11 protein-coding genes and 1 rRNA gene are annotated in these 17204 nt (G+C 71.2%); 2 read left to right on the top strand and 10 right to left on the bottom strand.

Features of this window, described 5'->3' with window-relative positions; genetic code table 11:
* The first annotated feature begins 131 nt into the window (after positions 1–131).
* Positions 132–401 carry an ATP-binding cassette domain-containing protein gene (locus BIU91_RS19535; protein WP_071406050.1) on the top strand — a complete coding sequence of 90 codons (270 nt, stop codon included), beginning with the start codon at positions 132–134 and terminating at the stop codon, positions 399–401.
* A gap of 205 nt (positions 402–606) precedes the next feature.
* Here BIU91_RS19535 and BIU91_RS14530 read toward each other — a convergent pair whose 3' ends face one another.
* From BIU91_RS14530 to BIU91_RS14505, 6 genes are read right to left on the bottom strand one after another with little or no spacing between them, the layout of a single operon-like run.
* Positions 607–2745, bottom strand: coding sequence for a glycoside hydrolase family 36 protein (locus BIU91_RS14530; RefSeq protein ID WP_071406049.1), 2139 nt, complete (start codon positions 2743–2745; stop codon positions 607–609).
* Positions 2742–3635 (bottom strand): ATP-binding cassette domain-containing protein, encoded by an 894-nt coding sequence (locus BIU91_RS14525; protein WP_071406048.1) that lies wholly within the window; start codon positions 3633–3635, stop codon positions 2742–2744. Before BIU91_RS14525 ends, BIU91_RS14530 begins: the two co-directional genes overlap by 4 nt.
* Positions 3632–4588 carry an ABC transporter ATP-binding protein gene (locus tag BIU91_RS14520; RefSeq protein WP_071406047.1) on the bottom strand — a complete coding sequence of 319 codons (957 nt, stop codon included), beginning with the start codon at positions 4586–4588 and terminating at the stop codon, positions 3632–3634. Before BIU91_RS14520 ends, BIU91_RS14525 begins: the two co-directional genes overlap by 4 nt.
* Positions 4585–5625 carry an ABC transporter permease gene (locus tag BIU91_RS14515; protein ID WP_084741308.1) on the bottom strand — a complete coding sequence of 347 codons (1041 nt, stop codon included), beginning with the start codon at positions 5623–5625 and terminating at the stop codon, positions 4585–4587. The genes BIU91_RS14520 and BIU91_RS14515 overlap by 4 nt, the downstream gene beginning before the upstream one ends.
* Before the next feature lie 14 nt (positions 5626–5639).
* On the bottom strand, positions 5640–6629 hold the full coding sequence (locus tag BIU91_RS14510) for an ABC transporter permease (protein ID WP_071247140.1): 990 nt from the start codon (positions 6627–6629) through the stop codon (positions 5640–5642).
* Positions 6630–6663: 34 nt separating this feature from the next.
* Positions 6664–8349, bottom strand: coding sequence for an ABC transporter substrate-binding protein (locus BIU91_RS14505; RefSeq protein WP_071406046.1), 1686 nt, complete (start codon positions 8347–8349; stop codon positions 6664–6666).
* A 116-nt stretch (positions 8350–8465) separates the two neighbouring features.
* Between BIU91_RS14505 and BIU91_RS14500 the strand changes: the two genes are divergently transcribed.
* Positions 8466–11015 carry a glycoside hydrolase family 2 protein gene (locus tag BIU91_RS14500; protein WP_071406045.1) on the top strand — a complete coding sequence of 850 codons (2550 nt, stop codon included), beginning with the start codon at positions 8466–8468 and terminating at the stop codon, positions 11013–11015.
* Positions 11016–11478: 463 nt separating this feature from the next.
* Here BIU91_RS14500 and BIU91_RS14495 read toward each other — a convergent pair whose 3' ends face one another.
* The 4 genes from BIU91_RS14495 to rrf all read right to left on the bottom strand — a co-directional run bounded on the left by BIU91_RS14495 (position 11479) and on the right by rrf (position 17128).
* Complete coding sequence (locus BIU91_RS14495; protein ID WP_253183772.1) at positions 11479–13638, bottom strand: alpha-galactosidase; 2160 nt, start codon at positions 13636–13638, stop codon at positions 11479–11481.
* Positions 13635–15650 carry a beta-galactosidase gene (locus BIU91_RS14490; protein ID WP_071406044.1) on the bottom strand — a complete coding sequence of 672 codons (2016 nt, stop codon included), beginning with the start codon at positions 15648–15650 and terminating at the stop codon, positions 13635–13637. The genes BIU91_RS14495 and BIU91_RS14490 overlap by 4 nt, the downstream gene beginning before the upstream one ends.
* A gap of 103 nt (positions 15651–15753) precedes the next feature.
* Entirely contained in the window at positions 15754–16884 is a 1131-nt protein-coding gene (locus tag BIU91_RS14485) for an ROK family transcriptional regulator (RefSeq protein WP_071406043.1), read from the bottom strand.
* A 127-nt stretch (positions 16885–17011) separates the two neighbouring features.
* Positions 17012–17128, bottom strand: a 5S ribosomal RNA gene (gene rrf, locus BIU91_RS14480).
* Between the last annotated feature and the right edge of the window lie 76 nt (positions 17129–17204).

Genomic DNA, 17204 nt, shown 5'->3' with positions numbered 1-17204 from the left:
TCGCGAACCAGAACCGTCACCGGCCGGAAAGCGAACCACCTTCCCCGCCTGCACCATCCCCCGATCGGACGATGCCGACACCACCGCCCCGGCCGATCCCCCCACGGCCACCGGGCGGCGAAGCTGGACCCATGCCCGAGTCCCCCGCCATCGAGGTCCAGCACCTCGGCAAGCAGTACGCCACCGGCAAACGCGCCGTGGACGACGTCTCCTTCACGATCGAACGGGGCGAGACCTTCGCGCTCCTCGGCCCCAACGGTGCCGGCAAGTCCACGACGGTCGCGTTCTCCGACGGCACCCGCGCCGCCGCCTTCTCCGCCGCCGGCTTCCTGGTCATCGGCCTCGGCGCCACCCTGCGCCTCCGGGCTCCGCGACGCCCCGACGACGAGGACCAGGCGTGACCGGGGACCCCGTTCTGCAGCGCTCCTGACGGTTCTGGTTCACGATCCCCGAGGATCCTGAACCAGAACCGTCACCGCGCGGACACGAATCCGCGTCCCCCGCGCCGTGGACGCGACCACCGACGGAACGGGAGGCACGGTGCCTGCCCGCACCGTGCCTCCCGTCCGCTCCAGCGCGCGCCCTGCCATCGCGACGCGCGCCCGCTCAGGCCCCCGCGTCCGCCTCCTGCGACCGGACGCGGAGGACCCGCGCTGTGGGGGTCGACCCGCCGTTCGCGACCTCGAGCGAGCCCGAAGCGGCGTCCCACGCCACGGACCACGACCCGAGTGCCGTCGGGAACAGCGGCTCGACGACCACCGCCTGCCCGGCGAACGCCGGCAGCGGCAACGACACCGACGCCGACGCACCGGGCAGCGACCACACCGACAGGTACAGGTCGCCCGTGGTGGCGTGCAGGCCGAGTGCGGTCCAGGGGTCCTCCCAGGCGGGCAGCCCGAGGGGCCAGACCGGGACGGACGCCTCGACGACGTCCAGGACCTGCCGGTGCGCAGCGATCGCGTCACCGACCACCGCCCGCTGCGACGACGACATCTCGTTCAGGTACCCGGAAAGGTACATCCGCCCGAGCACCCCGTTCACGAGCGACAGCGTGAACAGCTCCGGGTCCATGGTCGGCGCCGGGTACGCCCAGTTCCCCGCCTGTTCGGGCAGCATCGCAGCGGGAGCGGCGGCGGCGATCGTGGCGGACAGCACCGGGTCCTGCTGGTCCGATGTCGACTGCATGTGCAGGCGCGAGAGCATGGCCCAATCGGCGCGCATCGCTCCCGAGGCGCAGTTCTCGATGAGCAGTGCCGGGTACCGCTCCTGCACCGCGTCGAGCCAGTCGAGCAGCGCACGCTCGTGCTCGAGCATCCCGGCGAACGGCCCGGTCATCGTGTTGTTGTCCATCTTGAAGAACGTCACGCCGAGCTCTCCGACGAGCCGGTCGACCACCGAGTCGAGGTGTGCGCGGGCCTCCGGCGAGCGCAGGTCGAGCAGGTGCCGCCCGTGCTCCGCGACCCGGACCCCGTGGTGCTCGACGAACGCGGACGACGGCAGGGTCGAGGCCAGCGGCGAGTGGATGCCGATGACCTCGGGTTCGAGCCAGAGGCCGGCCTGCATGCCACGCGCACGGATGTGGTCGATGACGGCCCCGAGCCCCGTCGGGAACCGTGACGCCGCTTCCTCCCACGCTCCGACGGTGTCCCACCAGTGTCCCTCGGCGTACCAGCCGGCATCGATGCAGAACAGGTCCGCTCCGGCGTCGGCGGCCGCGTCGATGAGCGGCAGGAGCTTCTCGGTCGTCGGATCGCCCATGAGCGTGTTCATGTAGTCGTTGAACACCAGGGGCAGGGCGCGGTCGGCCTCCCGCACGTGCCGGAACGCCCGACGCTGCCGGGTGAGCACCCCGAAGGCGTCGTCGATCGACCCGGCGATGCCGACGGACACCGGCACCGAGGTGAACGACTGCTCCGGCGTGACGACGGTGGTCCACTGGTGTTCCTGGTCGGTGGGGCCGCTCAACAGCAGGTACGCGTGCCGCCGGGTCTCGCCGAGCTCGTACAGCCACGGCCCGTTGTGCTCGACCTGCCAGACGAGCGCGTACGGAAGCGACACAGCGTCCTCCGCCCGCAGCACCCCGATCGGCAGCGCCTCACCGGTCGACCACGAGCCGCGGTTCTGCACGACGGCGCGGCTGCGGGGCGGGTGGTGCTGGGCCTCCCGGTCGATCGCCGCGAGCCCGATCGACCGCAGCGGATCGGTCCGCCACCGGCTCTCCGCTGCCCAGTCGTTGTCGGCGTGCACGAGGGAGAGCTCGTCGACGGTGGCGCCCGAGTCGGTCAGGAACGCCCCGGTCGCGAACGACGACACGGAGTCGACGACGTGCTCACCGTGCTCGGCCGACACCTCGGTCCACGTCTGGAACGCGGGCACGCCGGCGCGCGCCCGGAACACCGACTCGGCCTGGAGGCCCGTGGCCGCGTCCGCCTGCACGATCCGGAACCACAGGTCGGTCCCGTCGTCGTGCACGTGGTGCGACACGGGTCGCAGTCGCGCCCCGATCGTGGAGTCCACGTGCCGGAACCCGCCCGGGAACCGGCCGTGCCCGATCGTCGTCAGCTCCACGAGCGGCTGCGGGTCGTCCGGCCCGTCGGCGAGCGCTCCGCCGGCGAGCGCTCCGCCAGCCGACGCTCCGCCGGCCGGCACGAACGACACGAGCGCCGCGGGCTGGTCCGCACCGACCCGGAACCGTGCCGCGAACCCGTCGGTGACCCAGTCGACGAACGTCGGCCCGTCGCTCATCGCGCCCCGACCGGTGCGGGCTCGCTCGACACCCAGTCCCCGATCGTGTGGTCGTAGCAGGTGGTGTTGTCGATCTTCGTCCGGTCGAGCGGCGGCCCCGCGGTGATCCGGCGCTCGGTGCGCTCCGGGTCGGGGGCGGCCTCGGCGAGCAGCCGGGTGTAGTCGTGGTGCGGGTCGAGGATGACGGCGTCCGACGGACCCCGCTCGACGACCCGGCCGCGGTAGAGCACGAGGATCTCGTCGGAGAAGTGCCGCGCGGTCGCCAGGTCGTGCGTGATGTAGAGCACGGCGAGCTCGTCCTCGCGCTGCAGCCGGCCGAGCAGGTTGAGCACGCTCAGGCGGATCGAGACGTCGAGCATCGACACGGGTTCGTCGGCGATGAGCACCTGGGCGCCGGGGGCGAGTGCGCGGGCGATGGCGACGCGCTGCCGCTGCCCACCGGAGAGCTCGTGCGGCCGCCGTGACGCGAAGCCCTCGTCGAGGTTCACCCGGCCGAGCAGTTCCCGCACCTTGTCGGCGGTCTCGTCGGCGCCGCGGGCCCGGTGGTGCAGCTGCAGCGGCCGGGCGATGTGGTGCTCGATCGAGTGGAACGGGTTGAGCGAGGCGAACGGGTCCTGGAACACCATCTGCACGTGCCGCCGGTACATGCTGCCCTCGACGGGGGTGCCGTCCTCGAGCCGTACGTCGATCGAGCCGCGCGTCCTGGTCTCGAGCTTGGCGAGCATCCGCGCGATGGTGGACTTGCCCGAGCCGGACTCCCCCACCAGTGCCACGGTCCGGCCGGGCAGCAGGTCGAACGACACGTCGTCAACGGCCCGCAGGGTGGTGCGCTTCAGGCCCTTGCGGGTGTGGAAGTCCTTGCCGAGGTGGCTGACGGTCACACTGGTCATCGGTCCGTCTCCTGTGCTGCCTGGACCACGACGGCCCGGGTGTCGGTCTCGGGTTCGGCGCCGTCCTCGACCCCGGTGCGGATGAACGCGCCGCGGGCTCCGGACAGGCTCGGGAACGACTGCAGCAGCTTCCGCGTGTACGGGTGCTGCGGGTCGTGCTGGATCACGCTGGCTCGGTCGCACTCGACGACCTCGCCGCGGAGCATGATCGCGATCCGGTCGCTGATCTCGAGCAACAGCGGCAGGTCGTGCGTGATGAACACGACGGCGAACCCGAGCTCGTCGCGCAGTCGGACGATCTCGCGCAGGATCTCCCGCTGCACCACGACATCGAGCGCGGTGGTCGGCTCGTCCATGATCATGATCTGCGGTTCGAGCAGCATCGCCATCGCGATCATCACGCGCTGCCGCATGCCGCCGGACAGTTCGTGCGGGTACGCGGTGATGCGGGACGGGTCGACGCCGACGCGGCGCAGGGCGTCCTCGGCGACGGCCCGACGTTCCTTGCGGGGCATGCCCTTGCGGTGTTCGACCAGGGCGTCGTCGAGCTGGGCGCGGATCGTGGTGACCGGGTTGAGCGCGTTCATCGCCCCCTGGAACACCATCGACAGCTTCGACCACCGCACGGCCCGGAGCTGCTCGTGCGGCAGACCGAGCAGGTCGACGTCGGTGCCGTCGCGGTCGTGGAACGTGATGCTGCCCGACGTGACCTTCGCCGGCGGCCGGTGCAGCCGGGTGATGGCATAGGCCAGGGTCGTCTTGCCGCAGCCCGACTCCCCCGCGAGCCCGAGGATCTCGCCGGGCGCCAGGGTGAGCGAGACGTCCTTGACGGCGTGCACGGGGTGCTCGGTCTCGTAGACCACGTCGAGGTGGTCGATGGTCAGCACGGCCGGCCGGCGGCCGTCGCCCGTGACGTCGGAGGTGACCGGTCGTGCGGTGTCGGTGGCGCTCATCGGGCGACCCCCTTCGTGTCGTGACCGGCGGTGGCGACGCGGGTCGGGCCTCCCGAGCGGGCCGCACGCTTCGCACGACGGTCGCGCCGTCGCTGCGCACGCACGTTCGCGAGTCGCGGGTTGATGACCTCGTCGATCGAGAAGTTCACCAGGGACAGGCCCATGCCGAGCAGGGCGATGAGCAGGCCCGGCGGAACGAACCACCACCAGGCGCCGTTCGCCAGCGCGAAGCCGTTCTGGGCGTAGAAGAGCATGGTGCCGAGCGTCGAGGAGTTCGACGCCCCGAGCCCGAGGAACGACAGTCCCGCTTCCCCGAGGATCGCGGCGATCACCGCGAACACGAACTGCGACGCGAGCACCGGCAGCAGGTTCGGCAGGATCTCGACGGCGATGACCCGCCAGGGCCGTTCGCCGGCGACCCGGGCAGCGGACACGTAGTCGCGGTTGCGGATCGACATCGTCTGCGCCCGCAGCACCCGGGCGGACCCGGCCCACGACGTGATCGCCAGGACGACGGCGATGGTCCAGAGCCCGCGGGCTTCTCGCGGCACCAGGCCGGAGATGACGATGACGAGCGGCAGACCGGGGATGACGAGGAACACGTTCGAGAACAGCGAGAACGCCTCGTCCATGATCCCGCCCAGGTAGGCGCCGAGGATGCCGAAGAACGCGGAGAGCACCGTGGCGAGGACGCCGACGATCAGCCCGATCTGCAGGCTGCCCCGGGTGGCGAAGGCGAGCTGGGCCAGGACGTCCTGACCGGTCTGGGTGGTGCCGAGGACGTTCGAGCCGCTCGGTCCCTGCAGCCCGGTGTCGCGGATGGTGGTCGGGTCGCCGACGAGCAGCGGTCCGATCACCCCGAACAGCGTGACGCCGGCGACGAGCGCGATGCCCGTGACGAGCCAGGGGGTGAGCGTGGGGAGGAACCTGCGGATGCCGCCCTTCGACGCGCGCCGGGTGGCGATCGACGTGGTGCTGTCGGCCTCCTCGGTCAGCGCGCCGATGGTGGGCTCGGTCTCCTGCTGGATGTTGGTCATGGTCGTCTCCTCCCCTAGCTCCGGGCCCGCGTGCGCGGGTCGATCAGTCCGTACAGCAGGTCGACGACGAGGTTCGCGCCGAGGACCGCCAGGGTGATGAACAGGAAGATGCCCTGCATGAGCGCGTAGTCGTTGTTCGTCACGGCGGACAGCAGCTTCGACCCGATGCCCGGGTACGAGAACACCTGCTCGGTGACGACGGAGCCGGACACGATGAACCCGAGGGAGATCGCGAACCCGGCGACGGACGGCAGCACGGCGTTCCGGGCGGCGTAGTTCCGCAGGATCTTGCCGTCGGACAGGCCCTTCGCCTGCGCGGTGGTGATGTAGTCCTCGGACAGCGTCGACACCATCATGTTGCGCATGCCGAGCAGCCAGCCGCCGAGCGACGCGAGCACGATCGTCACCGCCGGCAGCACTCCGTACTGCACCGCCGAGACGATGAAGTCCCAGTTGAACCCGGGCGTCAGGATGACGTCGTAGCCGCCCTGCGCCGGGAACAGGTGGAGCCCGGTGGCGAAGAAGTACACCAGGATCAGCGCGAGCCAGAAGTACGGCACCGCGGCGAGCAGGGTGGTGGCCGGCACGAACGAGTCGAGCCAGGTGCCGGGCCGCCACCCGACGAAGGCCCCGAGGCCGACGCCGATGATCGCGGCCACGATGGTGGCGATCCCGACCAGGGCGATGGTCCACGGCAGCGAACTGCCGATCACCTCGGTGACGGGTGCCGGGAAGTAGCTGACGGACACGCCGAGGTCACCGCGGAACACGTTGACCAGGTAGTGGCCGTACTGGGAGATGAGCGGCTCCGAGGAATCGCCACCGAGGAGCAGCTCGTACGCCTCCCGGGTCGCCGGGGTCACCTGCCCGCCGCGCTGCTGGAGCTTGGCGAGCAGGATGTCCACCGGGTTGCCGGGCAGGAGCCTGGGGATGATGAAGTTCAGCGTCAGGGCCGCCCACAGTGCGACGACGTAGAAGCCGATCTTGCGCAGGAAGTAGGTCATCGTCGAGTGCCCCTCGGTCGCGATCCCATCGGTGTCAGCCCTTCGCCGGCTTGAGCGCCTTGAAGATCTCGGCGTTGTCCGGGCTCGCCCAGACCGCCGGGAACGCGTACAGGTCGTCCTTCGTCGGCCAGCCGGTGAACTTCGCCGCGTGGAACTCGCTCGTCGTGCCGCCGGTCATCACGGGGATGTAGGGCAGGTCCTCGACGATGTGCTCCTGGATCGTGTCGAGCTCGGGCTGCGTCGCCGCGGTGTCCTCGGGGTTGATCGTGGCGAGCTTCGCGATGGCCTTGTCGACGTCGGGGTTGCTGTACCGCGAGATGTTCATCGGGGCTGCTTCACCGACCTTCGCGGTGTTGGCCGTCGTGAAGTAGTTGTTGTACAGGTAGTACGGGTTCGCCGTCGGGCCCTGGCCGAGCGAGTCGATCGCGAGCTCGAAGTTGCCCTTGGTCTTCTTGTCGGTCCACTCGTTCCACGACGACTGCTGCGCCTTGAGCTCGATGCCCGCGGCCTTGAGCTGCTGCGTCATCGTGTCGATCGCGGTGATGTAGTCGGTCCACCCGGTGACGACCTCGACCGTCAGGGACAGCTTCTTGCCGTCCTTGGCGTAGATGCCGTCGGAGCCCTTCTTCCACCCGGCGTCCTCGAGGGTCGAGGCGGCCGCGTCGGTGTCGGCGGTTTCCGGCATCACGGCCGGCTCGATGTCCTTCGAGATGGTGTCCTTCTGCGTCGTGGTGAGCGCGAAGGTCGGGGAGATCTCGCTCGCGGTGTTCTCGAACGCCAGCGAGTTGAGCTGCTTGCGGTTGATGGCGTCGGCGATCGCGTGGCGGACGGCCGGGTCGGTCTGCGGGCCGGCGCAGCCCAGGTCGGTGTTCGCGCAGGTCAGCAGGGCCATCTGGTTCTGGCCGACGGTGATGCCGTCGTAGCCGTTGTAGTTGGCGGGGATGTCGTCCATGTTCGGCACCGGGCCGGTCTGCCAGTCGATCGACCCCTGCTTCAGTGCGTCGGCGCCGGCGGTGTTGCCGGAGAGCGACAGGTAGCGGATGGTCTTCACGGCCGGGGCGCCGTCCCAGTACTCCTTGTTCGCCTCGAGGGTGAACGCCTGCGCCTTGAAGGTGCCGAGCGTGTACGGGCCGGTGCCGACGGGCTCGCGCACGACGTCGGTGGTCGGGTCGATGTCCTTCCACAGGTGCTCGGGCACGATCCAGGTCTTGCCGAGCAGGTTCGGGCCGAGCACGAACGACGGCTTGTCGAACGAGACGACCACCTTGTCGTCGCCGTCGGCCTTCGCGGTGCCGTCGTAGCCGATCGAGTTCAGGGCCTTCTGCTTCTTGAGCATGTCGAGCGTGAACACGACGTCCTTCGAGGTGAAGGGCTCGCCGTCGCTCCAGGTGGCTCCGTCGCGCAGCGTGATGGTGAGCTGCGTGCCGTCGTCGTTCCACTCGGAGGACTTGCCGAGCAGCGGCTTCGGGTCCTTCGTGTTGACGTTGGTGATGAAGAAGAGCGACTCGTAGATCGTGCCGACGCCGCCGATGTTGGACGGCGACCACGGGTTGAAGTTGATCTGGTAGTCGCCGGACTGGCCGGTGTACGCCACCAGGGTCGAGGCAGCGGCGTCGTTCGTGCTGGCGGTGCCGCTGGAGCTGCAGCCGCTGAGCGCGAGGCCGGCTGCGAGGAGAACGGCGCCGCCGATGGCGAGCCGTGAACGGGTTGGGTTGAACATCGTTGTCCTCTCGGTCTGCGTCGTCGCAGGGTCCACGTTGTGAGCGTGATTGTTACACGCGTAAACTAAGGCGGTCAAGGGGTCGGGTCACGGCCCCGTAACGATGAGGAGACGCAATGGAGCGGACCACCCTGGACGGCACGTGGACCCTCGAGGCGGTGACCGGACCCGAGCAGTCGGCGGAGCACCGCGAACCGGTCGCGGCGCAGGTCCCCGGCTGCGTGCACACCGACCTGCTGCGGGCCGGCCGGATCCCCGACCCGTTCGACGGCGACGGCGAGGCCGCCACCCAGTGGATCGGTGACACCGTCTGGCGCTACCGCCGCACGTTCGAGTGGACCGTGCCGGACGAGACCCGCCACGACCTCGTCGCCGAGGGCCTCGACACCCTCGCCACGATCGAGCTCAACGGCATCGTCGTCGCGACCACCGCCAACCAGCACCGCTCGTACCGGTTCCCCGTCGGGCACCTGCTCCGACCGGGCACGAACGAGCTCGTCGTCACGTTCGATGCCCCAGTCCCCGCAGCCGAGCGCCTGTCCGCCCTGCACGGCGGCGAGCTGCCGCACGTCAACCACCACCCCTACAACGCGCTCCGCAAGAACGCGTCGAACTTCGGGTGGGACTGGGGCGTCGACGTCGCCACGAGCGGCATCTGGAAGTCGATCGGCATCGAGTCCTGGAGCGGCGTCCGCATCGCGGCCGTCCGCCCGCTCGTCGACCTCGACGGCACCACCGGCGTGCTGACGGCCCACGTCGACGTCGAGCACGCCGGCTCCACCGGCTCCTTCTCGCAGGCCATCGGCAGCGCGCCCGTCGCGTCCGCGGACGGTTCCGCGGGCACCGGCCTGGAGGCCCGGATCACCCTGGCCCCGCATCCCGCGTCCGCAGGACACACCGGTTCCGACACCGGCGGCCGGGTGGTCGGCGCACGCCCCGTCGTCGACGGCGCCGCGACCGTCCGCCTCGAGGTCCCCGACGTCGCCGTCTGGTGGCCCCGCGGCGAGGGCGACCAGCCGCTGTACGACGTCCGGGTCGAGGTCGGCGACGACGTGTGGACCGGCCGCGTGGGCTTCCGCACGGTCACGCTCGACACCGCCGCCGACGCCGGCGGTGCGCCGTTCCTGCTCCGCGTGAACGGCCGTCCGGTCATGGTGCGCGGGGCGAACTGGATCCCCGACCACGCCTACCTGACCGAGATGACGCCCGAGCGGTACGCGGACCGGATCCAGGACGCGATCGACGCGAACATGAACCTGCTGCGCATCTGGGGCGGCGGCATCTACGAGTCCGACGACCTGTACGACCGGTGCGACGAGCTCGGCGTCCTGGTGTGGCAGGACTTCCTGTTCGCCTGTGCCGCCTACGCGGAAGAGCCCTGGCTCGCCGACGAGGTCGAGCCCGAGGTCCGCGAGGCCGTCACCCGCCTCAGCCCGCACCCCTCACTCGTGGTGTGGAACGGCAACAACGAGAACCTCGTCGCCTACGCCGAGTGGGGCTGGCGGCCGTCGCTCGTCGGCCGGACCTGGGGCAACGGCTACTACCGTTCCCTGCTGCCGTCGGTCGTCGCCGAGCTGGACCCGACCCGGCCGTACACGCCGGGCAGCCCGTTCTCGTTCGACGAGTACCTGACGCCGAACGACCAGCGGAACGGCAGCGTGCACATCTGGGACGTCTGGAACCGCCTCGACTACCGCGCCTACGCCGACTGGGAGCCGCGGTTCGTCGCCGAGTTCGGGTTCCAGGGCCCTCCGGCGTGGTCGGCCCTGACCGCGGTGGTGCACGACGAGCCCCTCGACCCGGACGGCCACGAGATGCTCGTGCACCAGAAGGCCGACCAGGGCAACCGGAAGCTCGCCGACGGCATGCGGGGGCACCTGCCCGAGCCGACCTCCATCGAGGACTGGCACTTCGCCGCGCAGCTCAACCAGGCGCACGCCATCCGCTTCGGCATGGAGTGGTTCCGCTCCCGCACACCCGACAACACCGGCATGGTCGTCTGGCAGCTCAACGACGACTGGCCCGTGGTGTCCTGGGCGCTGGTCGACCACGCCGGCATCCGGAAGCCCGTCTGGTACGCCGTCCGGCAGGCCTACCAGCCCGTGCTGCTCACCGTCCAGCCGTCGTCCGGTGCCCAGGGCGGTGACGGCGACGGAGGTCTCGACGTCGTCCTCGTCAACGCGTCCGGGGTGCCGGTCGCCGACGAGGTCACCGTCTCCCGTGTGGCCTTCGACGGCACTGTGCTCGAGTCGTCGTCGTTCATGCTCGCGGCCGCCCCCGCCGATGCCGACCGGGTGCAGCTGCCGTCGTCGCTCGCGGTGCCGGGTGACCCCGGTTCCGAGGTCCTCGTCGTCACGGGAGCCGGCACCCACACCGTGCACGACTTCGCCGAGGTCGTCGACCAGGCACTCGAGCGCTCGCCCCTGTCCACGGTGGTGTCGGCGAGGGAGGACGGCGCAACGGTCACCGTGACGGCGACCGCGTACGCGCGCGACGTCTCGCTGTTCCCCGACCGCGTGGATGCGGCCGCCCGCGTCGACGACGGGTTGGTGTCCCTGCTCCCCGGCGAGTCGGTGACCTTCACGGTGACGAGTGCGCCGGGCATCGCTGCACAGGAGCTCGTCCACCCGCTCGTCCTCCGCCACGCGGGTTCGCTGCTGCCCTGACCCGGGTGCCGCTGACGGTTCCGGTTCACGATCCCCCGGGTTCGCGAACCGGAACCGTCACCCGAGCACGCCCGCACACCTCCGCTGCACCCGCAACCCCGCAGCACCGCCGCTCGCACCGGCACCACCCACACCCGCACCCACACCGGCACCACTCCCACCCGCAATACCGCAGCCGGCAGCCCCCAACAGCGCAGCCGGGCAGCCCGCAACAGCGCAGCCCGCAGCCCGCAGCCCGCAGCCCGCAGCCCGCAGCCTGCAGCACCGCAGCCCGCGGACGGAGTGATCGTCCCGCACCGCGCCTCGTTCACCGCGCGACACCCCACACCGAGCGCCCCGGGACGGACATTTCCTCTCGACGCGTGACGGTTCTGGTTCACGATCCCCGAGGATCGTGAACCAGAACCGTCACGTCGCCGGTCAGGAAACGCTTCCCCCGCCGAAGCAGCGCGGCTGACGGCGCTCAGTCGATCGCGCGGAGCTCCAGCACGATCGCGGTCGCGGGTGCGAGCAGTGGCAGCCGTGCGCCGACGTCCTCGAACACGGCGCCGGTCAGTTCCAGGTGTCCGCGCACGAGCCACTCCGGCGGCACCATGTCGAGCCCGCGCGGGACAGCGAGCCCGGACACCGGGGCGAGCCGGTAGCGCCGCGACCGGTCGAGTCCGCGCACCCGGAGCGGCACCGGCAATGACCTCGGCCCCGTCTCCGTCCGCGCCACCCGCACCAGCGCCCGCGAACGGTCGGTGGCCACGACCGACGTCGCCACCGTCCCCGGGTCCCCGAGGTGCAGGTGCCGCAGCCGCCCGGAGTGCAGCAGCCCGCGCTCCCGTCGGTACAGCGCCGTCCAGGCCCGGAGCCGGTCGAGCTCCGCGGGCGACAGCTTCGTGATGTCGGTCTCGATGCCGGCCGAGCCGAACAGCGACACCGCCATCCGGAAGTCCAGGTCGAGGTGCCGGCCCGTGGTGTGCGAGATCTCCGGCCCGACGTGCGAGCCGATCAGCTCGAGCGGGAGCAGCGCCTCGGTCCACCGCTGGATCGGCAGTCGCTCGAAGGCGTCGTTCGAGTCCGACGGCCAGACCCGGTCGGTGCGCTCGAGCACGCCGAGGTCGATCCGGGCACCGCCGCTCGCGCACGCCTCGATCTCGAGCCACGGGTGCCGCGCACGCAGCTCGTCCATCAACGCGTACACGCCGCGGGTGTGCGCGTCGATGCCGGCGCGTCCCGCGTGCACCGCGTGCACGATGTCCCGGTTCTGGTCCCACTTCACGAAGTCGACGTGGTGCTCACCGATCACCCGGGACATGCTCTCGAGCACGTGGTGCCGGGCCAGTGGGTTCGCCATGTCGAGCACGTACTGGTTCCGCCACGTGCGGACGTCGTCCTCGGGGCGCTGCAGCGTCCACTCGGGGTGGGCCTCCGCCAGCTCGGACACCGGGCTGACCATCTCGGGCTCGAACCACAGCCCGAACTCCATGCCGAGCGCACGTACGCGGTCGACGAGCGGTGCCAGCCCGTCCGGCCACACCGACGGGTCGACGCGCCAGTCCCCGAGCGAGGTCGAGTCCGACCGCCGGCCGAGGAACCACCCGTCGTCGAGCACGAACCGCTCGACGCCGATGTCCGCCGCCGTCTCGGCCAGCGCCACCAGGGGTTCGAGCTCCTGCCGGTAGTAGACGGCCTCCCACGTGTTGAGCACCACGGGCCGGGGTCGTCGCGGGTGCCCCGGGCGGCTGCGCAGCGAGTCGTGCAGCCGGTCGGACAACCCGTCGATCCCGGTGTCGCTCCACACGAACACGGCGTCGGGGGCGGCGAACGACTCCCCTTCGCCGAGCACGACCTCGCCGGCACGCAGCAGTTCTCCGGCACCGAGCAGCGGTCGCGCCTCGGCGAGCTGGTCGTACCGGTACACGGAGTCCGCGCTCCAGGCCAGGTGCACCGCCCACAGCTCACCCTCGGCGTCCGAGAACCCGGGCGTCCCGAGCACGAGCAACGTCGGCGAGTCGTGGCCGGTCCGCCCGCGACGGCTCTCGCGCGCGTGGCTCCCGGCCGTCGCCGCCCGGCGCTGCGGGGTGCGCTCACGGGTCCACCGTCCGCCCAGGTCGAGCACCTCGGTGATCCGCTCCCCCACGGGCAGCGTCGCCTCGAGCGCCTGCACGTGCACGGGCTCGGCGTGGGTGTTCGTCACCGTGTGCCGCACCCGCAGCACCCCCGCGGAGTCGAGCGCGAACTCGCTCCGGAGCGCCAACGAGTCCGACTCGGCGGTCACGACGATCCGCTCGTCGTCACCGATCACCACCACGTCGCGCCACCGCGGCACGAGCGGCATCCCGTCCACGTGCCCCGCGATCCCCGGTCGCCCCTCCCACCCGTCGCGCTCGGTCGGCAGCACCGTGAGGGGCCACCGCGCGTCGAGCGCACTCGGTCCGAGCGGCCGGCCGAGTGCGAGCAGCAGATCGGCCGCGTCGTCCGGCGCGACGGGCCCGACGTCCCGACCCCAGTGCAGCACCTCGGGCAGCCCGTCCGCCGCGGACGCCAGCACCAGCGACACCCCGGCCGATCGCAGCACGTACACACGTCGATCGCCTGCACCGACGGCTGTCGACTCGCGCTCCACGACGGTCACGAAACCCGCTCCTCGCGCAAGACGCGGACGCGTCCGGCCGGCACGACGGTGTCCGGCCCGTGGCCGGACCCGTCGAGCAGGTCCGTCCCGGACGCGACGACCGTGACGTCGTCAGCACGGTGGTTGACGAGGAACAGGAAGGCGGAACCGTCGTCGCCGACGCGACGCACCGCCTCCAGGCCGGGAGGCCCGGTGACCGTCCGCAGGATCCCCCGCTCCGCGATCACCCCGTCCACGAACCGTTGGATGCTGTCGTCCGCGAGCATCGCGGACACGTACCAGGCACCGCCGCCGACGGCGCGGCGCGTGACGGCGGGCCGGCCCGCGAGCGGGCCGTCGGTGTAGCGGAGCACGGACTCGGCGTCCTCGAGGACGACCGCCTCGGCCCAGTCGGTGACGACCTCACCGTCGTCGAGGGTCCAGCGTTCATCGCGCTGGAGCGGGGTGAACTCCTCGCTCCAGGCGCCGAGCACCTCGCGGAACGCGCCCGGGTAGCCGCCGGTGCGGATGCGCGCGGTCTCGTCGGCGACGCCGGACAGGTACGTGACGATCAGGGTGGCGCCGCGGTCCACCACGGCGGACAGCCGCTCGGCGGTCGCGTCGTCGACGATGAGCATCGTCGGCACGACGACCACGTCGTAGCCGTCCAGGTCGGCGTCGGCGGGGACCACGTCCGTGAGCACCTGCCGGTCGTGGAACGCGCGGTGCCAGGCGCGGAGCTCCCGCCCGTAGCGCAGGCCCCGGTGCGGCTTGAGCCCCGACTGAACGGCCCACCCGGAGGCCTCGTCCACGACGATCGCGACTCGTGCCGGCTCGACTCGGGTGCCCTGCACGGGGGCGAGGGCCTGCAGCGCCCGGCCGAGGGCGAGCACCTCGCGCCAGATGCGTGTGCGGGTGCCGGCGTGCGGGAGCATCGCCGAGTGGAACTGCTCCGCGCCCGCGGTGGAGGCCCGCCACTGGAAGAACAGCGCCCCGTCGGACCCGTGTGCGACGTGCGCCAGGGCGTTCCGGACGAGCTCGGCCGGTTCCTTGGCGCGGTTGCGCTGCTGCCAGCTCGGGCCACCCGTCGAGTGCTCCATCAGCATCCAGGGACGACGGTCCGCCGACATCCCGCGCATCCGGTCACCGGCCAGCGCGAGGTCCTGCTCGCGGCGGGCGTCGTCGACCAGGGTGTAGTGGTCGTTCGCGACGATCGCCACGTGCTTGGCCCAGCCGGCGTAGTCGACGACCTGCGACCCGGCGCCCACCATGAAGTTCGTCGTGACCGGCACGTCCGAGTGCTGCTCGATGACGGCTTTCTCAGCGTCGTACTGGCGGAGCAGCGCGTCGGAGGAGTACCGCTCGAAGTCCAGCGCGAGCCCGGGGTTCGGTGCCCCGCCCACACCCCGTGGTGGCGAGACCTCGTCGAACGAGGTGTACGTGTGCCCCCAGAAGGCCGTGCCCCACGCGTCGTTCGCGGCCTCGACGTCGCCGTACTTCGCCACGAGCCAGTGCCGGAAGTCCGCTGCCGACTCCTCGCAGTAGCACCGGCCGTTGCCGCCGCCGAGCTCGTTGCTCACGTGCCAGAGCCGCACCGCGGGATGCCGGCCGTACCGCTCCGCCAGCGCATCGACCATGCGGAGCGCGTGCTCGCGGAACAGCTCGGAGGCCGGGCACCACCCGAGTCGTCCACCCGGTCGCTCTCGCCGCTCCGTGGCGTCCACCGGGAGGATCTCCGGGTGTGCGGTCAGCAGCCAGTTCGGCGGTGCAGCGGTCGGCGTCGCGAGGTCCACCGCGATGCCGTGCTCGTGCAGCAGCGCGAGGACGTCGTCGAGCCACTCCCACGTGAAGTCCCCCGGCGACCGCTCGAGCAGTGCCCACGAGAACACCCCGACGGTGACCAGGTTCACGCCGACCTCACGCATCAGGCGAACGTCCTCGAGCCAGGTCTCCCGGGGCCACTGCTCGGGGCTGTAGTCGCCGCCGAACGACAGGCCGTCGGTCGGCCACGGGACGGTGGGGGCTGCGGTCACGGCATCTCCTTCGATGGTGGACCGCTCAAGCCTCCCGTCTGCGTCCGTGTTTGTCAACGTGTGTAACTAACGCGCCGAGACCTCTGCCTGATGCCTCGGCCGCTCACTCCCCCAGCAGCCGACGGATGGCGAGGACCGCCCCGGCGCGTGCCCACTCCGAGAACTCGAACGGCTGTACCTCCACCGTCACCGGCTCGGTGTACGGCGCCAGTGCGGCTCGCATCGACTCGTCGACGGTCGCCCGCGCCAGGTCGTACACGGGCAGCCCGTCGCCCGTCAGGACGACCGCCGAGGGGTCCGCGATGTGCACCGCGGTGGCGAGCAGGACCCCGAGGGCGCGGCCGGCATCCTCGAACGCAGCGAGGGCACCCTCGTCGCCGTCCCGCGCGAGCTCGACCACCTGGTCGTAGGTCTTCCCCTCGTGGCCGGCGTTCCGCACGATGACCGGGCTGGGAAGGTAGCTCGAGGCGCACCCGGCGTGACCGAGGCCACAGTCCGGACCGCCTCCGAGGACGGGAAGGTGCCCGATGCGCCCCAGTCGCCCGTGCTCCCCGGTGGAGACCTGCCCGTTCGCGATGAGCCCGAGGCCGAGGCCCTCACCGACCGTCACGAGCACCATCGACCCACGGCCGGCGCCCGCACCGAACCAGTGCTCCTTCGCCGTCAGCGCGTGGACGTCGTTCGCGGTGAACGTGGCGATGCCCGTCCGCTCCTCGAGCATCCGGGCGAACGGCACCTCGTGCCACCCGAGGAACACCGACGCCGCGACGACGGACTCCCCCGCGCGGACCATGACGTCTCCGGGCAGCGAGACCCCGATCGCACAGATGGCCGGGTGCGCATCCCGGAGCCGCTCGAGCACCAGGGCGATCTGCTCCGCGAGGGACTCGGCGGCGGTGTCGTCGATCGCCTCTTCGTGCAGGGCGAGGACCCGTCCGCCCAGGTCCGTGACCGCGGCGTACAGGCGGTCCTTCGTGAGCTTGATGCCGAGGAACTCCCACTGCCCGCTGCTCACCTGCAGGAGCTCCGACGGGCGGCCGGTGGCGCCGCGCACATCGGTCCCGACCTCGACCACGAGCCGCTGTGACACGAGGATGCGCATCGCCCGCGTGAGGCTCGCCCGTGAGAGCCCAAGTGACCGAGCGATCTCGGCACGGGAGAGCACCCCGTGGATGAGGATCTCCCGCAGCGCAAGTCGGGAGCCGTCGGGCAGGGCCGGCCAGGCTTCGGTCATCGTTCCTCCGTCGTCGGCTGATCCTACGGCCTGACCGGACCCCTTCGACAAGGACCCAGAACGGGCCGCAAACGCAGAAAACCCCTGACCACGAATGGTCAGGGGTTCCCTGGTTCTTCCACGTTAAGTCCGGCGGCGTCCTACTCTCCCACAAGGTCCCCCTTGCAGTACCATCGGCGCTGAGAGGCTTAGCTTCCGGGTTCGGAATGTGACCGGGCGTTTCCCTCTCGCTATGACCACCGGAACACTCTCGACCAGATCATGCATTTGGTCTCAAAGCTGTCCCGACTGCTGCCCCCCGTGAAGAGGGCAGAGCGGTG

It is taken from the genome of Curtobacterium sp. MMLR14_002, assembly GCF_001864975.1.
Taxonomy (GTDB): Bacteria; Actinomycetota; Actinomycetes; order Actinomycetales; family Microbacteriaceae; genus Curtobacterium; species Curtobacterium flaccumfaciens.
Note: the sequence above shows the minus strand (reverse complement) of the source record. Positions and strands in the feature narration are given on the sequence as shown.